This window comes from Desulfovibrio legallii, assembly GCF_004309735.1.
GTDB lineage: Bacteria > Desulfobacterota > Desulfovibrionia > Desulfovibrionales > Desulfovibrionaceae > Desulfovibrio > Desulfovibrio legallii.
Genome location: NZ_SIXC01000004.1, coordinates 49,968 through 69,965, shown reverse-complemented (window position 1 = coordinate 69,965; position 19,998 = coordinate 49,968). Strand labels below are relative to the sequence as shown.

Genomic DNA, 19,998 nt, shown 5'->3' with positions numbered 1-19,998 from the left:
TTTCCCCTACCGGGGTTTGGCAGACGCGCGGTCTCTGCCGTGAGCGTACGGGCGTCAGGGGCGGGGCCGTTTCACCTTGTGCCGCGCCGACTGCGCGGCGGAACACCGGAGCGTATATGATGAAGATTTTTTCTGCCGCCGCCTTGATTTTTACCCTTATGCTGGGTTCGGCCGTAGCGGCCCAGGCCAGGGCAGACACGGTGGCGCTGTACACGGAAGCCGTCATGACGGGTGATATTCCGGCACTGGAAACCCTGCTGGCCCCCAACTACTGGCATATCAACGCCAATGGGCATATTCAGGACAAAGAGCACTTTATCGCCACCATTAAAAACAAGGAAATGGTCATCGACCGCCTTTCCTTCACCAATGCCCGCACGACCATTATCGGCGACGCCACGCTGATCACCGGCAACGGCACCCTCAGGGGCCGCGCCGAACCCCCACTACCGCAGGGCTTGATGCGCTTTACGCTGGTGCTGGTCAAAGACAAGGGGCGGGATGAAGTGGTGTTGTTCCAGGCCACGCCGGTCATTCCTTCGGTGGACTGCGCCGACGGCAACTGCAAAATCCAGTAGCGGCATTGCAACGTTGCAATGCCCTGGCGGTTGCGCAAGCACAGCTTCAGCCGTTGCGACGCAGGAGCTTGGCCCGTTACGACGAAGGAAGTTACGGGCCAAGACAGCAGCGCTATGTAGTTGCGCGGTGAAGCGCTGGAACGAGCGTGCCGTAACCTTGGAGAATGCATATTCTCAAAGGTAATCTGCTCTCGTTTTCCTTGCTGCGGCGGTACAATGAAAAAGGCGCGGGGCCGTAAGTCGGTGCCGCGCCCTTGATTTTCGCATAACCGCAATGCGGTTCGGCGGATCAGTTCTGAGCGGCTTCGGCCAGCACGGCCAGTTCCGCGCCAATCCTGTCCAGGGCCTTGGCCAGCACGTCGTCGGCCACGGCGTAGGAAAAGCGGATGCAGTTATCGTCGCCGAAGGCCGCTCCCGGCACCACAGCCACATGGGCCTTGTCCAGCAGCCGGGTGCAGATGTCTGTGGAATTGGCGGCCAGGCGGCCGAAGCATTTGCGCACGTCCACAAAGAGGTAGAAGGCTCCGTCCGGCCTGGGACAGACGGCAAAGGGCCAGTCCTCGATAATATGCATGGCCAGGTCGCGGCGGCGCTGGAAAGCCCGGCACATTTCGCGCACACCGTCCATGGGGCCGGTAAGGGCCGCCAGGGCCGCCTTTTGCGCGATGGAGCAGATATTGGACGTGCTGTGCCCCTGCATGGAGGAGATTTTTTTGATCAAATCCGGGTGCGCGGCCAGAAAGCCCACGCGCCAGCCGGTCATGGCATAGCTTTTGGAAAGGCCGTTGAGCACGGCCACCTGCCGGGGGTATTCGGCAAACCAGCCAATGGCGCTGGTCATGGTGGCCGGCGAAAACACGAGCTGGTCGTAGATTTCGTCCGAGAGTACAAAGATGCCCTGGCTCAGGGCCCAGTCCATGATGGCCGTGAACTCCGCCTCAGTGTAGACGGCCCCGGTGGGGTTGCTGGGCGAATTGAGGATGAGCAGGCGGGTCTTGGCCGTGCGGTGGGCCTCCAGCATGGCCGGGGTGACCTTGAAGTTCTGCTCCGGCCCGGCGGACACGGGCACGGGTACGCCTTCGGCCAGCATGACCATGTCCGGGTAGCTCAGCCAGTAGGGGGCGGGCAAAAGCACCTCGTCGCCGGGATTGATGGTGGTCTGGATGAAATTATACAGGCAGTGTTTGCCGCCCGCGCCGATGATGATGGATTCTCGCGGTACGGGCACGCCGTAGGCGCGTCCGAAGTAGTCGCCTGCGGCCTTGCGCAGCTCCGGGATGCCGGGCACGGCGGTATAGTGGCAGAAGTTGGCGTCTATGGCGGCCTTGGCCGCAGCGCAGACGTGCGGAGGAGTGGGAAAGTCCGGTTCGCCCACGGCCAGGCTGGTGACGGATACGCCCTGCGCTTTGAGCTCCAGCGCGCGGCTGTTGACGCTGAGGGTCAGGGAAGGTTTGATATTGCTCAGACGGTGCGATATCTGCATGGGGGCTCCTTGCGGCACAAAGGGGGCGATTGCGGCCCGCGCCTGCGGACCGTGAAGAGTTTTATCAATTTCAGCCCAGGGTGTAAATGCGCCAGAACCAGAACAGAACCGGCAATGCGCCGCCAGCAGACGCGGACAGACCGCCTTTGCTGCCTTTGCCGTCCGGCTGCGTGGTGGGGGCCTTTGTGCAGCGGCGTAACCGCTTTAGCGTGGAAATACGTACGGCGCAAGGGCCGCTCTGGATCCACAGCAACAATTCCGGCAGCATGCTGGGCCTGACCCGGCCTGGCGCGCCTGTGCTGGCCTCGCCGGCGGCCAATCCCGCCCGCAAGCTCAAATATACCCAGGAAGGCGTCTGGCTGGCCCGTACGGCCTGTCCGCCGCCGCCTGATCTGCCGCCGGGTGCGGAAGACGGCTTTTGGGTGGGCGTCAATACCTCCGTGCCCAACAAAATGCTTGAAGCGGCCTTCAAGGCCGGTCGGCTGCCTTTTGCCATCGGCTATACGCAGCTGACCCGCGAGGCCCGGCGCGGCCAGAGCCGCCTGGACGGTCTGTTCAGCGGGCCGGGCCTGCCGCCTCTTTGGGTAGAGTGCAAAAACGTCACCCTGGTGGAAGACGATGCGGCCTGTTTTCCGGATGCGGCCAGCGAACGCGGGCGCAAGCATTTGCGGGAGCTCATGGATATTGTGGCCCACGGTCAAAGGGCCGCCATGTTTTATCTGGTGCAGCGGCCCGACGGCCGTTGCTTTGCCCCGGCGGACTGCATTGACCCGGAGTACGCCGCCCTGTATGCGGCCGCTAGGCGGAGCGGGGTGGAAATATATCCCTTCCGCGCTTTGGTTGGTCAGAATGGGGTGGATCTGGGGGAGGCGCTTCCCCTGGCCTGAGCGCGGGGGGCTTTTGTGCTCAGGCGGCGTCAAAACGGGGACAACGCTCTTTGGTCCAGACCCGTTGCGGGCAGTCCATTCCTTGTCTGAACGTAAAATTTCTCCCGCACTTGCGCGCGGCCTTCCTGTATCCTGCCTGCCCAAAGCCGTCTTGGCAGCCCAATCTCTCCCGCGCTTCACAGTGTTCTGAAAGGGATTGCGAGCCCCCCCATGACCGCGCAGCGGTCGGGGCTTATGCGCCCGGAGGCCGCAAGAAGGCCGTTGCCAGCGGACCGGGCGCGGCTTATGCTGGGCGGACGGCGGCGCGTGCGCCCCGCAGGCTTCATGCAGGAAGACGTTATGCTGACCCTGGTTCTTTCCATCACTCTGGCCATTGCCGTGTGTTTTTTGTGTTCCCTGGCGGAAACCGTGCTCTATACGCTGCCGTGGTCTGCCATTGAGCGGCTGCGGCGGTCCGGCCGGCCAGCGGGCGCGGTGCTCTACAAGCTGCGGCTGGAGGTCAACCGGCCCATTGCCGCTATTCTTACCCTTAACACCATTGCCAATACGGCCGGGGCCACGGTGGCTGGCGCGGCTTTTCTGGCGCAATTCGGGCCGGACTTCACGGCTTTGTTTGCCGTGGGCTTTACGGGCTTGCTGCTGATTCTGGGCGAGATTCTGCCCAAGAGCCTGGGGGTGGCCCATACCGAGGCCCTGGCCGTGGTCATGGCCCGACCTCTGGCTGTGCTTACCCGGCTGCTGGCGCCCTTGTTGTGGGTCACGACCTGTATCAGCCGCCTGGTGGTGCGGCCGCGCGCTTCCGGGCCGATGGTTTCGGAGGACGACATCCGCGCCGTCGCCAGCCTGTCGCGCCAGGCCGGGCGCATCAAGCCCTATGAGGAAGCCTTTATCCGCAACGTGCTGGCCCTGGACCAGAAGCGCGTCTATGACGTCATGACCCCGCGTACCGTGGTTTTTTCGCTGCCGGAAAACGCAACGGTGGAAGCGGCCTATAATGACCCGCGCATCTGGCATTTCAGCCGCGTGCCGGTGTACGGGGACGATAACGAGGATATTGTGGGCTTTGTGGAGCGCCGCGCCCTGGCCCGCAACCTGCGTGATGGTCAGGGCGGGCTGCCGCTTGCGGCTGTTCTGCGGCCCATTAATTTTATTCTGGAAAATCAGACGCTGGACGTGCTTTTGCGTGAGATGCTGGAGGCGCACGAGCATCTGTTTGCCGTGCTGGACGAATACGGCGGCCTTGCGGGCGTGGTTTCGCTGGAGGATGTGGTGGAAGAGATTCTGGGCAGCGAAATTGTGGACGAAAGCGACAATGTGGAAGACCTGCGCGCCCTGGCCCGTCGCCGCAGGGAGGCCGCCACACGCGGCAAAATCTAGAGCAGAAAAAAGTTTTTTGAGGGATGGGGGGCGTGGGGGGAAGGGGACTTTTGTTCACAAAAGTCCCCTTCCCCCCACAGCTATTCCACCTTAATAACAGGCGATATTGCTGTCTGTGCGCGGTTCCGCAGCGCCCACCAGCACGTTGTTGTCCAGGCGCAGGATAAGCTGGCCCCGTCCGAAGGACGTGCTCTGCAGGGCCACTTCCACCTCATGGCCTTTGCCCGCCAGCTGGCGGGCCGTTTCCACAGGAAAGGACGGCTCCACCAGAAAGCGGCGGTCGCCCACCCACTGCCAGCGCGGCGCGTCCAGGGCCTGCTGCGGATTGAGCTTAAAATCCACAAGATTGCACATGACCTGCACGTGCCCCTGCGGCTGCATGTAGGCCCCCATGACGCCCATGGGCCCTATGGGGCGGCCGCCCTTGGTGATAAAGGCCGGGATGATGGTGTGGTAGGTTTTTTTGCCCGGCTGCAGGCAATTGGCGTGCTGGGGGTCCAGGGAAAAATCCGCGCCCCGGTTCTGCAGGGCAATGCCCGTGTCGCGCACCACAATGCCGGAGCCGAAGCCCATATAGTTGCTCTGGATGTAGGAAACCATGTTGCCCTGTGCGTCGGCTGCGCACAGATAGACCGTGCCGCCTTTGGGCAGCTGCACAGGCGCGGGCAGGGCGGCCTGGCTGGTGATCTGGCGGGCGCGGGCCGCGCCGAAGGCCGGCTCGAGAAAGTTGTGGTAGTCCACGGTCATGTGGCGGTTGTCGGTGACGTAGTGGCGGGCGTCGGCAAAGGCCAGCTTCATGGCTTCCCATTGCAGATGGCGGGCCTCCACGGCGTCGAGGCTTTCCAGGGGAAATTCCTTGAGGATGTTCAGGGCCATGAGCGCTGTGATGCCCTGGCCGTTAGGCGGTATTTCCCACAGTTCGCAGCCGCGGTAGCTCACGCTGATGGGGTCTACCCATTGGGGCTGGAAGGCCGCCAGGTCCGCGGCCGAGAGGTAGCCGTCAAAGGCGGCGCTTTCTGCTGCTATACGGGCCGCCAGGTCGCCGCGGTAAAAATCTTCGGCGCGGCTTTGGGCTATGGCCTGCAAGCTGCGGGCGTGGTGGGGCAGGCGCACAATTTCGCCCGCCAGCGGGGCCCGTCCCTGGGGCGCAAAAGTGCTGTACCAGGCGGCAAATTCCGGCCCGGTGCAGTGTTCCCGCAGGGTCTGGAAGGCTTCGCCCCACAGAAAGGCCAGCATGGGCGGCACGGGGTAGCCCTCACTGGCGTAGGCGATGGCCGGTTCCAGCAGCGTGGCGAAGGGCAGTTTGCCGAACCGGGCGGAGAGTGCGGCCCAGGCCCCCACCGCGCCCGGCACGGTCACGGGCGTCCAGCCGTAGCGCGGCATGGCGGGGCCGCCGTGGCGGGCCAGAACCTTTTCGATGGAAATGGCCTGGGGCGCGGGGCCGCTGGCATTGAGCCCGTGCAGGGCGTTGTTCTGCCAGACCAGGGCAAAGGCGTCGCTACCCAAGCCGTTGGAGGTGGGCTCCAGCACGGTGAGGGCTGCGGCCGTGGCCACAATGGCGTCCACGGCATTGCCGCCCTGGCGCAGCATGGCCAGACCCGCCGCGGAGGCCAGGGCGGAAGAAGCGGCCACCATGCCGTTGCGGGCGTAGATGGGTATTCTGCGGGAAGGGTGGGGCGCGTAAAGGGGGTCAAAATCAAAGGGATGGCGCATGGCGGGACTTCCTGGTCTTGCGGGCGGCCCCTGCGGCACAAGGGCCGCCCGTGTTCGCGCAAAGCCGTTGGCGGGTTATTTTACCTCCACGCACTGCCAGGGCAGGCCGTAGCGGTTGAGGTCTTCCATAAARGGGTCCGGGTCCATCTGTTCCATGTTCCAGACGCCGGGCTTGCGCCACTGGCCTGAGGCCACCATTTTGGTGCCGATCATGGCGGGTACGCCCGTGGTGTAGGAAATGGCCTGGGAACCCACCTCGGCGTAGCAGACTTCGTGGTCGCAGATATTGTAGATATAGACCGTTTTTTCTTTGCCGTTTTTTACGCCGCGCAGCACGTCGCCGATGCAGGTCTTGCCCTTGGTGAGCGGGCCCAGGGAAGCCGGGTCGGGCAGCAGCTTGGCCAGAAACTGTATGGGCACGATGTCCTGCCCCTGGAATTTGACGGGATCAATGCGGGTCATGCCCACGTTGCCCAGCACCTTGAGGTGGTTGAGATAGTTTTCCGAAAAGGTCATCCAGAAGCGGGCGCGGCGGACGCCCTTGAGGTTGCGCACCAGGGATTCCAGTTCCTCGTGGTACATGAGGTAGCATTTTTTGGGGCCGATGCCGTCGGGGAAGTCGTAGGTCATGGACCAGGACAGGGGGTCGGTTTCCACCCATTCGCCGCGTTCCCAGTAGCGGCCCCTGGCCGTGACTTCGCGGATATTGATTTCCGGATTGAAATTGGTGGCAAAGGGCTGGCCGTGGTCGCCGGCGTTGCAGTCGATAATGTCCAGTACGTGCACTTCGTCCAGCTGGTGCTTGAGGGCCCAGGCGGCGTAGACGTTGGTGACGCCGGGGTCGAAACCGGAGCCCAGCAGGGCCGTGAGCCCCGCGTCGCGGAAGCGTTCGTTGTAGGCCCACTGCCATTTGTATTCAAATTTGGCCGTGTCCAAGGGCTCGTAGTTGGCCGTATCCACATAGTGCACGCCGCATTCCAGGCAGGCGTCCATGATGTGCAGGTCCTGGTAGGGCAGGGCCACGTTGCAGACCAGGTCGGGCTTTACGTCGCGCAGCAAGGCGCAGAGTTCGGGTACATTGTCCGCGTCCACCTGCGCGGTGCTGAGGTCCACGTCCAGGCGTTTTTTGACGCTTTGGGCAATGGCGTCGCACTTGGCGCGGGTGCGGCTGGCCAGGGTGATGCTGCTGAAGGCCTGCTCGTATTTGGCTGCCTGGGCGCACTTGTGGGCCACCACGCTGCCCACGCCGCCCGCGCCGATGATCAGAAGATTGGCCATGATGTCTAACCTCATCTGTTGCAAAGGTTGCCTGGGACAGGAAAGCGCCTGCCCCGCAGGCTACACCGCCGCAGCCCGTGAAGGCAATGGGCGGAGGTCTGTGAAACGTCCTGTGCGCCTGCGGAAGAGGGTCGCCGGGCATTCATGTTGCTATGGCGCTGACCGCAAGGCCCTGCGCGCCGGGGAGGGGGAGAGCGGGGCCTGTGTCCCCCAGCCGCCTCCGGCGGCTTTTCTTTCTCTGGCTGCAGCTACGCGGGCTGCGGCCGGCGTTTGGTCCTGTCCAGGCGTTCCTGCATGAGAAAGCGCCCGGTGACGGAGTTCGGGTCGGCCACAATGGCCTCAGGTGTGCCCGCAGCCACGATGCGCCCGCCGTTTTCGCCGCCGCCGGGGCCCATGTCCAGCACATGGTCCGCGGCCAGGATCATATCTGTATTATGCTCAATGACCACCACGCTGGCGCCCCGGTCCACCAGAGCGTGGAGCACCTTGATGAGCTTGCCCACCTCGTGCATGTGCAGGCCGGTGGTAGGTTCGTCCATAATGTACATGGTGCCGGGCAGGGAGCGTTTGCCCAGTTCGCGCGAGATTTTGATGCGCTGGGCTTCGCCGCCGGAAAGGGTGGTGGCGGGCTGGCCCAGGCGCAGGTACTCCAGGCCCACTTCTTCCAGCACGGCCAGGCGGCGCTCCAGGGCGGGATAGCTGCTGAAAAGCTCCCGCGCCTGGCGCACGGTAAGCTCCAGCACGTCGGCGATATTCAGGCCTTTGTAGCGCACTTCCAGGGTTTCGTGATTATAGCGGCGGCCTTTGCAGACGTCGCAGGTGACGTAGATATCGGGCAGAAAGTGCATTTCTACCCGGATCTGGCCGTCGCCGCCGCAGGCTTCGCAGCGGCCGCCGCGCACGTTGAAGCTGAAGCGCCCCGGTTTGTAGCCGCGTTTGCGGGCGTCGGGCGTCAGGGCGAAGATGTTGCGGATTTCGTCAAAGATTTTGGTGTAGGTGGCCGGGTTGGAGCGCGGGGTACGGCCGATGGGGGTCTGGTCAATGGCCACAATGCGCTCCACAGGGGCGGCGTCCTTGGTATAACTCAGGCCCGCTATGCTGCCGGGCTGATCCACGCGTTGGCCCAGACTCAGGGCCAGATGTTTGTAGAGGGTATCCACCACCAGCGAGCTTTTGCCCGAACCGGAAACCCCCGTAACGCAGGTGAGCACGCCCAGGGGGATGCGGCAGTCGATGTTCTGCAGGTTGTTGGTGGTAATGCCGTGGAGCAGCAGCGCGCCCTTGCCCTCGCGGCGCTGGTCGGGCAGGGGGATGCTGGCGTCGCCGCGCAGGTAGCGGGCCGTGAGCGTGTCCGCCCGCAGGAGCTGGTCCACAGAGCCCTGGAACATGATTTCGCCGCCCTGCGCGCCGGAGCCGGGGCCCAACTCAATAACTGTGTCCGCCGCGCAGATGGTGGCCTCGTCGTGCTCCACCACCAGCACGGTGTTGCCGCGGGCCTGCAGAGAACGCAGGGTGCCCAGCAGGCGTTCGTTGTCGCGGGGGTGCAGGCCAATGGAGGGTTCGTCCAGCACATAGGTGACGCCCACCAGGCCGGAGCCCAGCTGTGAGGCCAGACGGATGCGCTGGGCCTCGCCGCCGGAAAGGGTGGCCATGGAGCGGCCCAGAGAGAGGTACTCCAGCCCCACATTGCGCATGAAGGACAGACGGTGGGTGAGTTCTTTCAAAAGTGGTTCGGCGATGAGGGCGTGGCGGCCCGTAAAGCGACGCCGGGCCAGCCAGTCCAGGGCGCGTTCCACGGAAAGAGCGCAGAATTGGGCGATGTTCAGGTCGTCTACGCGTACGGCCAGAGCGCCGGGGTTGAGGCGCGCGCCGCGGCAGTCCGGACAGGCCATGGTCTGGCGAAAGCGCGCCAGCGCCTCGCGCCAGGCTTCGCCGTACTGCATGCCGCTTTCCAGCAGGGGGATGACGCCGGGCCAGCGGTGTTCGTCGGCCTGCACCCGGCCCTGTGTTTTGAGAACTTCAGAAAAATGCTCGCTCTGGTAGTCGCCCGCCGCGCCCAGGGCCACGCTGCCGCCCATCCAGTTGCGGCGCAGGCCCAGCGAGGTCCGCGCCGGGCGGCCATGCTCGTCCTCGCCGTAAAACAGGGCGGCCAGGGCGTCTTCGGAAAATTTTTCCAGCGGCGTGTCAAGACTGAACCGGAAGCGTTTGCCCAGGGCCTTGAGGGCCGCCGCATAGCGGGCAAAGGACTTGCCCGTCCAAGGCAAGAGGGCCCCGGCATTGAGAGCCAGGCCCATGTTGGGAGCAATGAGGCGCGGCTCAAAGTAGTCCACCCCGCCCAGGCCCACGCAGCGGGGGCAGGCCCCCTGCGGCCCGTTGAAGGAAAACAGCTGCGGACTCAAGGCCGGCAGGGAAATATGGCAGTGCGGGCAGACCGAGGTAGTGGACTGCACCGCGTCCTGCTCCGCTTCCGGCAGGCCGGGGCGGTGCACCACCAGGCGCCCGTCGCCGAAGCGCAGGGCCAGTTCCACAGAATCGGCCAGCCGCCCGCGGAGGCCCTCTTTGTTGACCAGGCGGTCCACCACCAGGTCAATGCTGTGCTTTTTATTCTTGTCCAGCTCCGGCAGGGCGTCCAGAGTATGAAACGCGCCGTCCACCCGCACACGGGCAAAGCCTTCGGCCTTGAGTTTTTTAAACTTGTCCTGATGCGTGCCCTTCTGCAGTTCTACCAGCGGCGCCAGCACCATAAACTTTTCGCCCTGGGGCAGGGCCAGAATGTCCGCAATGATTTCGTCCGCGGCGCGGGCCTCAATGGGCCGTCCGCACTGGGGGCAGTACATGCGCCCCAGCCGGGCGTAGAACACGCGCAGAAAGTCGTAGATTTCCGTCACCGTGCCCACTGTGGAGCGCGGATTGCGCGAAACGCTCTGCTGCTCCAGCGAAATGGCCGGAGAAAGGCCCTCAATTTTTTCCACATCGGGCTTGTCCATCTGGGGCAGAAACTGGCGGGCGTAGGTGGAGAGGGATTCCACATAGCGCCTCTGGCCTTCGGCATAGACAATGTCAAAGGCCAGGGTGGACTTGCCGGAACCCGAAGGCCCGCAGACCACCACCAGCTCGTCTCTGGGGATATCCAGGCTGATGTTGCGCAGATTGTGCTGCCGGGCCTTGACGATGTGGATGCAGGGCTTTTTTGCTTCGCTCATAAGGAAAGGCGTTGCCGCCAGGATTGCACGGTATTGGCCAGCAGCATGGCAATGGTCATGGGCCCCACGCCGCCGGGCACCGGGGTGATGGCCCGGACCTTTTTGCTCACCGCGGTAAAGTCCGCGTCGCCGCAAAGGCCCTCCGGGGTGCGGTTGATGCCCACGTCAATAACTACAGCGCCCTCGCGCACCATGTCGGCGGTGATGCTGCGCGGCCGACCCAGGGCCAGAAACAGAAAGTCCGCCTGCCGGCACTGCGCCGCCAGGTCGGGCGTGCGGGAGTGGCACACGGTGACTGTGGCGTCGCCGTAGGGGCCGGGGCGGGACAAGAGCATGGCCAGGGGCTTGCCCACGATGTTGGAGCGCCCCACCACCACGGCCCGCTGACCCGCCGTGGGCAGCTCGTAGCGCCGCAAAAGCTCCATGACCCCGGCGGGCGTGCAGGAAACAAATCCCGGCAGGTCCAGGGAAAGCCGCCCCACATTCATGGGGTGGAAGCCGTCCACGTCCTTATCCGGATCAATGGCCAGCAGGCAGGCCTGGGCGTCCAGGCCGCCGGGCAAGGGCAGCTGCAGCAAGATGCCGTCCACGTTGGCGTCTGCATTGCAGGCGCGGATCAGGGCCAGCAGGTCCGCCTGGCTGGTCTGGGCGGGCAGATGGTGCGGAAAGGAAACTATGCCCGCCTCGGCGCAGGCTCGCTCCTTATTGCGTACATAGACCTGCGAGGCCGGGTCTTCGCCTACCAAAATCACCGCCAGGCCTGGCGCGCGCGCGCCGTCAGACCGCGCCGCGGCCACGGCCTCGGCCAGTTCGGCCCGCAGGGCCGCCGCCGTTGCTTTGCCGTCAATCAGAATCATGTCGTCTCCAGAACACAAGGAACGTGCGCGGCGAAAATTTTGCGGGGAAAGAAGCCCTTTTTGCAAAAGGGCCGCCTCCCCCGCAACTGTCTTCCCTGCACAAGATGCTGGTACCCTGCCGACAGGGGCAAACCGGACGAGGCTACTCGTCCCCCCCTTCCTGCAGGTAGTATTCCGCCATGATGGGGCCGAAGAATTCGGCGTCCTCGTCCAGCTCTTCTTCAATGCGCAGCAGCTGGTTGTACTTGGCCATACGCTCCGAACGGCAGAGGGAGCCGGTTTTAATCTGCCCGGCATTGAGGCCCACGGCCAGGTCGGCAATGAAGCTGTCTTCGGTTTCGCCGGAGCGGTGGGAGATGACCGTACTGTAGGAGGCCTCCTTGGCCATTTCCACCGTGTCCAGGGTTTCGGTGACTGTGCCGATCTGGTTCAGTTTGATGAGGATGGCGTTGGCCACGCCCGCGTCAATGCCCTCGGCCAGAATGGCCGGATTGGTGACGAAAACGTCGTCGCCCACCAGCTGGATGCGGTCGCCCAGAGCGCCCGTGAGCATGCCCCAGCCGTCCCAGTCGCCTTCAGCCATGCCGTCTTCAATGGAGATAAGGGGGTATTTGTCGGCAAACTCGGCCAACCACTGGCTCATTTCGGCGTTGTTGAAGGTTTTGCCTTCACCGGCCAGCACGTAAGCGCCGTCCTTGTAAAATTCTGAAGCCGCGGCGTCTATGGCCAGGGCCACTTCACGGCCGGGGTTGTAGCCCGCTTCTTCAATGGCTTTGATAATGTAGGTGAAGGCCTCGTCGTGGTTTTTGAGGTTGGGGGCAAAGCCGCCCTCGTCGCCCACGCTGGTGACGTGGCCGTCCTTTTTGAGGATGGCCTGCAGGGTGTGGAAGATTTCCGCGCCCATGCGCAGGGAGTCGCGGAAGGTCATGGCCCCCACGGGCATGATCATAAATTCCTGAATGTCCAGGTTGTTGGGAGCGTGCGCGCCGCCGTTGACGATGTTCATCATGGGCACGGGCAGGACCTTGGCGTTGATGCCGCCCAGATATTTGTAGAGGGGCAGGCCCAGGTATTCCGCGGCCACGCGGGCGCAGGCCATGCTGGCCCCCAGCATGGCGTTGGCCCCCAGGCGGGATTTGTTGTCCGTGCCGTCCAGATCAATGAGGGTATTGTCAATCTGCACCTGGCGCAGCACGTCCATGCCCGTGAGGGCGTCGGCAATTTCGCTGTTGACGTGCTCCACGGCCTTGGTCACGCCCTTGCCGCCAAAGCGTTTTTTGTCGCCGTCGCGCATTTCCAGCGCTTCGCGGCTGCCGGTGGACGCGCCGGAAGGCACGGCGGCTCTGGCGCTGTGGCCCGATTCCAGCGTCACTTCCACTTCCACAGTGGGGTTGCCGCGCGAATCAAGAATCTCACGGCCGAAAACCGAGGCGATGCTGCTCATGATGGCTCCTTTTGCCCTGCGGGCGGTGATTGCGAAAAAAGCGCGCGAACGGCGCGGGGTCAGCGGTCCAGCGTGTCCCGCTGTTCGTAGTACAGGCGGCGCAGCCCTTCAAGCAAGAGCATGGGGGCCACCTGATCAAAGACCGGACTCACACGGGCGATGGCGTCGGCAAAGCCGCCCGTGCCCAGCACTTTGACCGGGCCGGACAGCTGGCGCTTGAGCCGCTGGACCAGCCCTTCCACCATGCTGGCAAAGCCGAAGACCAGCCCGTGTCGCATGCTGGTGCTGGTGTTGCGGCCCGGCGAGGGCTCTGTGGCGCGCACGTCCAGATTGATGCGCGGCAGCTTGGCCGCCGCGCCCGAAAGCGCGGCCAGGGCCGTGCGCGGGCCGGGAAAAATCAGGCCGCCCAGGTAGGCATCGCCGCTCACACAGTCCAGGGTGACCGCCGTGCCGAAATCCACCACCAGGATGGACGGAACTTCAGGGAACAGCCGCCGCGCCGCATAAGCGCCCACCAGACGGTCGGCCCCCACCTCGCAGGGGCGTTCGTAGCGGTTTTCCAGCGGCACGGGCAGATCTTTGCCCACCCGGTGCAGGGGGCGGTCCAGGTAGCGGGCCACGGCCTCGCGCAGCAGGGGATCAAAACCCGGCACCACCGAAGAGGCCACGCAGCCGACCAGCTGCCCCGGCGTCACGCCTGCGTGCTGCAGCAGGGGCAAAAGCGTCAGGCCCAGATTGTCCGCCGTCTGCCCCACGTCCGTGTGCAGCGTGTAGGAGGCGACCACCCGACGCGCGTCGGCCAGGCCGATTTTGACCGATGTGTTGCCGATATCAAACAGCAGAAGTTCGCACCCCATATTTTCCCCCCTGCGGCGTCCGCACGCGCTGCCGCAGTATGCCCCATTCACCGCCTGGAGGCAAGGCGCGCCGGGCCTTACTCCACGGTGACGCTCTTGGCCAGATTGCGCGGCTGGTCCACATCCTTGCCCAGGTAGTCGGCCATTTCATAGCTGAAGAGCTGCAGGGCGGGCAGGGCCATAAAGCCGGCCAGAGGCGCGGGCAGGGCCGGGATGCGCCAGACGTCCTCGGCCTCCGGCTCCACGCCGGGGTTGGTCAGGGCAATGACCTTGCCCTGACGGGCCTGCACTTCCACCATATTGGAAACTACCTTGGGCAGCAGCCCGTCGTCCAGGGCCAGGGCAAAGGTGGGGAAGGCCGGGTCGATGAGGGCAATGGGGCCGTGCTTCATTTCGCCGGCGGCATAGCCTTCGGCGTGGATGTAGGAAAGCTCTTTGAGTTTGAGCGCGCCCTCCAGGGCCAGGGGGTAGCAGTGGCCGCGCCCCAGGTAAAAGAAGTTGCGGGCCTGGGCGTACTTGCGGGCCAGTTCGCGCGCGGTGGCGTGCATGGCGGGCAGGGCGTCGTCCAGCATGGCGGGCAGATTTTCCAGCTGGCGCAACAGCGCGCGGCATTGTTCCAGCGGCAGGGTGTTCTGCCGCCGGCCCCAGTACAGAGCCATAAGGGCCAGCATGAGCATCTGGCTGCACATGGCCTTGGTGGAAGCCACGCTGATTTCCGGCCCGGCCTGGGTGTAGAGCACGGCCGAAGCCTCGCGCGCGATGGAAGAGCCCACCACGTTACAGAGCCCCAGCACCGTGGCCCCGCATTCCCGCGCGCGGCGCAGGGCGGCCAGGGTGTCGGCGGTTTCGCCGCTCTGGCTGATGACCAGCACCATGTCGTCCTTGTCCAGGAGCAGGCTTTCACGGTAGCGGAATTCAGAGGCGATTTCCACCTGCACAGGCACGCCGGCCCAAGGTTCCAGCAAGTGCCGCGCCCAGAGCCCGGAGTGGTAGGAGGTGCCGCAGGCCACAATGTGCAGGCGGCGTGGCACGGGCAAAGCGTCCAGCTCCGCCAGGCGCACGGCGCTGTGGTCGGCGCTCACGCGGCCCGTGAGCCCGTCGGTGATCACGCGGGGCTGTTCAAAAATTTCCTTAAGCATGAAGTGGCGGTAGCCGCCTTTCTGCGCGGCCTGCATGTCCCACTGGATGGTCTGCACCTCGTGCTGCACCGGGCGCAGGTCCGCCAGTTTGAGGACGGCATAGTCCGCGGCGGTGGCGCGCACCAGCTCGCCGTCTTCCAGAAAAATCACCTGCCGGGTGTAAGGCAGAAAGGCCGGGATGTCCGAGGCCACAAAGTGCTCGCCCGTGCCCAGGCCGAAGATGAGCGGGGCGGACATGCGTGCGGCGTAGATGACGCCGGGCTCATCGCGGCACATGAGGCACACGGCGTAGGCCCCGTGGGCCTCGCGCAGGGCCGCGGCAAAGGCGTGCAACAGGTCTGGTTCGGTTTTGCGGCGCTCGGCAATGAGGTTGACCAGCACCTCGGTGTCCGTCTCAGAGCTGAAAGTGTAGCCTTTGGCCGTAAGGTCCGCCTTGATTTCCAGGTAGTTTTCAATGATGCCGTTGTGCACCATGGCCAGGGCCCCATCGTTGGAGCGGTGGGGGTGGGCGTTGCGTTCGGCGGGCACGCCGTGGGTGGCCCAGCGGGTGTGGCCCATGGCGCAGGTGGGCGTGGTGACGCCTTCTTCGTGGGCCAGTTTTTCTTCCAGCGCAGCCAGTTTGCCCGTGGCCCGCACCACGTCCAGCGCGCCCTGGCGCAAAAAGGCCACACCGGCGGAATCATAGCCGCGGTATTCCAGACGGCGCAGACCCTCCACCACTACGGGAACCGCGGGCCTGTGGCCCGCATAGCCGATAATGCCGCACATGGCGTATCTCCTTGATGTCCGTTGGTTCCGGCCGAGCCGGGGATTTTTTCGGGGGGAGGGAAGGGAACCTTCCGCGTGGGGATATAAGGGAAAGGGCCGGGCAAAGCCCGGCCCTGGAATCACATGTTCTTTCTGTCCACCAGGTCCGGATTGTTCACTTCGATTTTGGCGTTGACCAGCAGGCGCTGCATAAAGACCTCGAACAGCCCTTCGCTCCGTTCGCGGGTGACGGCGCTTTGCATGATGTCCTTGACCGTTTCCCATTCCTTGACGTCGGGCGGCAGTACAGCGGCCACATGGGCCAGCAGCGCGCCCTTGCCTTCTTTGAGGTTCTGCACGGCATAGGCCGTGGGCAGCCAGGCGTCCACAGGGGCGCTGAAGACGGCCTCGGCCAGAGCCGGCTCTGGAGCAAAGCCCTCCAGCGCGCCGCCGCGTTCCAGCGGAGCGGGGGTGCGCGCCCCCAGACCCTGTTTAAAGGTGGGGTTGAGGGGGCCGTCCCGCAGCTCTTTGCGGCGTTCTGCCGCAGCCTGGAGGGCGGTGGCCAGGGCCTGCTCTTCCGTCAGCGCGGCAAAAATTTTGTCCTTAACTTTGTCGAAGGATTCCGTGGCGGCCGGTTCGGCCGCCAGCACTCGGGCCACCACATAGGCGTCGCCCGCTTCCAGCGCCGTATCCAGGGGCGCGCCAGCCGGCATGTTGACCAGGGTCTGGGCCGCATCGGGCTTGACGCCCAGGGTCTTTTCCAGCTCCGTCGCGGCGGCGAGGTCCGTTTCTTCGGCGGTGAGGCCAAAGCGCCGGGCGCTGGCCGCAAGGGGTTTGCCCAGGATGTTGTCCTCAATGAGGCTGTCCAGCACGTCGTGGAGTTTGTCCGCGCCCTCTTCGGCAGCCATGAACCGGCGCACATCGGGCAGGGCTTTTTCAAAGGGGGTGACGCCGCCGGACTTTTTTTCTTCCACCTTGATGATGTGCAGGCCGAAGGGACTGCGTACAGGGGCAGAGACCTGGCCGGGGGCCAGGGCAAAGGCCGCATCCTCGAAGGGCTTGACCGTGGCGCCGCGCTTGAGCCAGCCCAGTTCTCCGCCGGGACCGGCGGCATTGGGGCCGTTGTGGGCGTCGGCCACGGCGGCAAAGCTCTTACCGGCGGCCAGCTCCTTCTCTATGGAAGCCGCGGTTTCCTGCGCCTTGCGCACCTCGGCCTGGGGGGCGTCTTCGGCCAGGGGCACCAGGATGTGGGCGGCCTTGACCTGCTCCTCCTGGGTAAAGCGGGCGCTATTGGCGTCGTACCACCGGCGGGCGGCGGCCGCGTCAATGTTTTCAGGATTGACCAGATCCTGGGGCCGCACGCGGATATAGGCCGCCTTGACCTTGGCGGGCACGGCAAAGGCGGCTTTGTGGGCCTCATAATAGGCCTGAGCCTGGGCATCGGTGGGTTTGACCTTGTCCATAAAGTTGGACGCGGGCAAAAAGATATAGTCTACCGTGCGTTTCTGACGCAGGAAGTTATAGCGCTGCCGGGCTTCGGCGGGGTCTGTCCAGGCCCCGGCCGTCACCAGGGCAAAGAGCTTCCGGCGCAGCAGGTCCGCGCTGGTCTCTTGTTCAAAATCCGCAGGACTGAGGCGCTGGGCCTGCAGCACACGCTTGTAGGCCGCCGGGTCGAAGTCGCCCTTGTCATTCTGGAAGGCCTTGATCTGGCCCACGGCCAGGCGCAACTCCAGGGGGCTCACGCTGATGCCCATGCGGGCGGCCTCCTGCCTGAGCAGGCTTTGCGTCACCAGGTCGCGCAGTACCTGCCGCCCCAGCTGCTGGGCCTTGAGTTGTTCGCGGGTGAGGCCGGGGTTGTTGCGCAGCAGGGATTCTTCCGCATTGCGGTAGGCCATTTCAAAATCCCGCGCCGTAATGGGCTCGCCGTTGACTGTGGCCGCCAAGTTGCGGCCGCCTTTGTCGCTGAAGCTGCCCACGCCCCAGAAGACGAAGACGAGAATGATGACGCCGAAGACCAGTTTGACGCCGAAGGATTGGGCATTGGAACGGATATACTCGAGCATGCGGACTCCGAAAAGCGCTGATTTCTGTTACGCAAGGGGACATGATATGCCCACTGCCCGCGAAATTCAAGCCGGGGGCGCGACCGGCCCGCTGCGGGAACGGGAAAAAGGCGGTTTTAGGAGGTTGCAGCCAGGCCCAGTTTGCGCATGCGGTGTTGCAGGGTGCTGCGCGGCACGCCCAAAAGGGCGGCGGCCCCGTGCGGACCGGCGATTTTGCCGCCCGTGGCGGCCAGGGCGCGGCGGATGTGGGCGCGTTCGTTTTCCTCCAGCGTGGGCAGCGTGGGCAGCGTGGCCGGGGCGGGATGGGACGGCGTTGCGGGCGCTGCGGCCTGCGGTGTGGCAGTGCAATTTCCGCGAGTGGCGGCGGGTTGCGGCTGGTCGTCCTCCTGGGGGGCAGCCCAGAGGTGCAGGGCCTCGCGCACAAAGGCGTCGGTCACGGCCGCGTCCAGCGAGTGGAGCAAAATGCGGCTGACCACGTTGCGCAGCTCACGGATATTGCCGGGCCAGGCGTGTTCGTAAAGGGTCTGGACCACGCTGTGCGGCAGCCGGGGCGGGCGCAGCTCGTATTCCGCAGCGAACTGCTTGATGAAGTAGTCCACAAATAAGGGGATGTCGGCCTTGCGCTCCCGCAGAGCGGGCATGTGCAGCACCACGGAGCCCAGGCGGTAGTAGAGGTCGCGGCGTAGCCTGCCCTCGGCCATGGCTTCGGCCAGATCCACATTGGTGGCCGAAAGCACGCGGATGTCCACGCCGATGGGCGTGGCCTCGCCCACGCGCTCAAAGGAGTTTTCTTCCAGCACCTGCAGGAGTTTACTTTGCATTTCCGGAGCCAGGTCGCCGATTTCGTCCAGAAAGAGCGTGCCGTGCTGGGCTATCTCGATGCGGCCCGTGCGCTTGGCCGTGGCCCCGGTAAAGGCTCCTTTGGCATAGCCGAACATTTCGCTTTCAAACAGGGTGGGGGCCAAGGAAGGGCAGTTGACCTTGACGAAGTTGTGCCCGCGACGGGGACTGTGACGGTGCAGCCAGCGGGCCAGCATGCTCTTGCCCGTACCCGTTTCGCCGGTGATGAGCACAGGAATGTGCAGCTTGGCCACCTTGCGCGCCGTGCCCGTGATGCGGGCCATGTCCGGGGTTTCCAGCAGGCGGCTTTCCAGGCGGGCCTTGCCGGCGGCATTTTCGCCCGCTTCGGGGTCGGGGGGCTGGGCGGCGCGGGCGTTGGCCGCGCGCTCTTCGGCCAGCACGGCAAAAAGAAAGGTGGTCAGCACCGGGCTCAGCTCCAGCAGAAAGTTGAGAATCTCCACCACGTTTTCCGGCTGGCGGACAAAGGAAACGTGTAGCGTGCCGATGACCTCGCGGTTGATGATCAGGGGCAGGGCAATGGTGGCGTTGAGGCCCACTGTGGCCAGAGAAAGGGGCGCCATGCCGAAACCCTGTGAGGCCAGATCGTTGATGACCACGGGCTTGCGGGAGGTTATGGCCAGGCCGGCTACCGTGTTCTGGGCAATACGGGTGTTGGAGAGGGATTCCACCACGGTGCCGTCGGCGGCGGTGAAGAGGTTCAGAAATTCCCGCTCGGCGTCATAGAGATTGATGCAGAAACGGTCGTAGTGAAATAAAACACGAAGCTGCTTGGCCAGGATCTGGAAAAAGGCGTTGCGGTCCATCTTTTCCGTTACCAGGCGCGCAAGATGGTGCAGTACCTGCCCCACCGTAAGGGAAGGATTGCTGAGGCCGTTGGGGCTGATCTGATAGGGCATGGGGGCTCCTGTTTATATATGGGCTTTTTGCTGCCTGTATATGGACATCACTGCTTAAAAGTCAACATGTTGATTGGTTAAACAAACATGAATGTGAAAAAAATATAGAGGCAACGCCAGTTTCCGGTGTTGGATGGTGTTGGCATGCTGCTTGCTAGTATAAGGCCAGAATGATGTTTTTGGATAAATAATAATTTATGAAGTGGTTTTTATGAAACAAATTGTATGTAGTATTCTGATATTATTTTATGCATTGTGGAAGGATAACATTAAGGCCCGCTTTGATTTAAAAAAAGCGTATTACTAACAGTACTATGAAGGAGAATGGCATGGTAACCCATTTTGTAGTGCACGAGCCCGGCGACAGCGTCGGCGTTGTCGTGGTCGAAGGGGTGAAAAAGGGCGATAAGCTCAACGGCTGGATCATGGACGGCGATTCCAGTGTGGAAATGGCCACCCTTGACGACATTCCCATCGGGCACAAGATTGCCCTTAAGGACCTGGCCGAGGGCGATACAGTCATCAAGTACGGTACGGACATCGGCAAGGTGGTCAAGCCCATCAAGCGTGGCGAGCACCTGCACGTTCACAATGTCAAAACCAAGAGGTGGTAAT

At 63.9% G+C, this 19,998-nt stretch carries 14 protein-coding genes; 4 read left to right on the top strand and 10 right to left on the bottom strand.

Translation table 11 applies throughout. The features are described 5' to 3' along the window. The first annotated feature begins 116 nt into the window (after positions 1–116). Positions 117–578, top strand: coding sequence for a nuclear transport factor 2 family protein (locus EB812_RS03950; RefSeq protein ID WP_242621184.1), 462 nt, complete (start codon positions 117–119; stop codon positions 576–578). Positions 579–867: 289 nt separating this feature from the next. Here the strand turns inward: EB812_RS03950 and EB812_RS03945 are convergent, their stop codons facing one another. Beyond that, a complete protein-coding gene (locus EB812_RS03945; RefSeq protein ID WP_118229335.1) occupies positions 868–2,061 on the bottom strand; it encodes a pyridoxal phosphate-dependent aminotransferase in 1,194 nt (397 codons plus the stop codon). A gap of 86 nt (positions 2,062–2,147) precedes the next feature. Here EB812_RS03945 and EB812_RS03940 point away from each other — a divergent pair, with 86 nt between their 5' ends. Further along, the gene (locus EB812_RS03940) at positions 2,148–2,948 is read left to right on the top strand and encodes a DNA/RNA nuclease SfsA (RefSeq protein WP_130957844.1); all 801 of its coding nucleotides are present in this window, start codon (positions 2,148–2,150) and stop codon (positions 2,946–2,948) included. A gap of 339 nt (positions 2,949–3,287) precedes the next feature. After that, positions 3,288–4,325, top strand: coding sequence for a CNNM domain-containing protein (locus EB812_RS03935; RefSeq protein ID WP_118229441.1), 1,038 nt, complete (start codon positions 3,288–3,290; stop codon positions 4,323–4,325). Positions 4,326–4,415: 90 nt separating this feature from the next. Here the strand turns inward: EB812_RS03935 and EB812_RS03930 are convergent, their stop codons facing one another. The 9 genes from EB812_RS03930 to EB812_RS03890 form a co-directional block, all read right to left on the bottom strand. After that, positions 4,416–6,038 carry a gamma-glutamyltransferase family protein gene (locus tag EB812_RS03930; RefSeq protein ID WP_130957843.1) on the bottom strand — a complete coding sequence of 541 codons (1,623 nt, stop codon included), beginning with the start codon at positions 6,036–6,038 and terminating at the stop codon, positions 4,416–4,418. Between the two features lie 75 nt (positions 6,039–6,113). Next, positions 6,114–7,316: a saccharopine dehydrogenase family protein gene (locus EB812_RS03925; protein WP_118229332.1), complete on the bottom strand. Its 1,203-nt coding sequence runs from the start codon at positions 7,314–7,316 to the stop codon at positions 6,114–6,116. A 248-nt stretch (positions 7,317–7,564) separates the two neighbouring features. Further along, positions 7,565–10,519 (bottom strand): excinuclease ABC subunit UvrA, encoded by a 2,955-nt coding sequence (gene uvrA / locus EB812_RS03920; protein WP_118229331.1) that lies wholly within the window; start codon positions 10,517–10,519, stop codon positions 7,565–7,567. Continuing rightward, the gene (folD, locus tag EB812_RS03915) at positions 10,516–11,376 is read right to left on the bottom strand and encodes a bifunctional methylenetetrahydrofolate dehydrogenase/methenyltetrahydrofolate cyclohydrolase FolD (protein WP_118229330.1); all 861 of its coding nucleotides are present in this window, start codon (positions 11,374–11,376) and stop codon (positions 10,516–10,518) included. Before folD ends, uvrA begins: the two co-directional genes overlap by 4 nt. Positions 11,377–11,518: 142 nt before the next feature. Next, positions 11,519–12,820: a phosphopyruvate hydratase gene (gene eno, locus EB812_RS03910; protein ID WP_118229329.1), complete on the bottom strand. Its 1,302-nt coding sequence runs from the start codon at positions 12,818–12,820 to the stop codon at positions 11,519–11,521. Between the two features lie 59 nt (positions 12,821–12,879). Continuing rightward, positions 12,880–13,677, bottom strand: a complete 798-nt coding sequence (locus EB812_RS03905) for a type III pantothenate kinase (RefSeq protein ID WP_118229328.1) — start codon at positions 13,675–13,677, stop codon at positions 12,880–12,882. 77 nt (positions 13,678–13,754) lie between these two features. Continuing rightward, positions 13,755–15,584, bottom strand: a complete 1,830-nt coding sequence (gene glmS / locus EB812_RS03900; protein ID WP_118229327.1) for a glutamine--fructose-6-phosphate transaminase (isomerizing) — start codon at positions 15,582–15,584, stop codon at positions 13,755–13,757. A 119-nt stretch (positions 15,585–15,703) separates the two neighbouring features. Then, on the bottom strand, positions 15,704–17,626 hold the full coding sequence (locus EB812_RS03895; protein WP_118229326.1) for a SurA N-terminal domain-containing protein: 1,923 nt from the start codon (positions 17,624–17,626) through the stop codon (positions 15,704–15,706). A gap of 116 nt (positions 17,627–17,742) precedes the next feature. Continuing rightward, complete coding sequence (locus EB812_RS03890; protein ID WP_118229325.1) at positions 17,743–19,383, bottom strand: sigma-54-dependent Fis family transcriptional regulator; 1,641 nt, start codon at positions 19,381–19,383, stop codon at positions 17,743–17,745. 329 nt (positions 19,384–19,712) lie between these two features. Here EB812_RS03890 and EB812_RS03885 point away from each other — a divergent pair, with 329 nt between their 5' ends. After that, positions 19,713–19,997, top strand: coding sequence for a UxaA family hydrolase (locus tag EB812_RS03885; RefSeq protein WP_118229324.1), 285 nt, complete (start codon positions 19,713–19,715; stop codon positions 19,995–19,997). The last annotated feature ends 1 nt before the right edge of the window (position 19,998 follow it).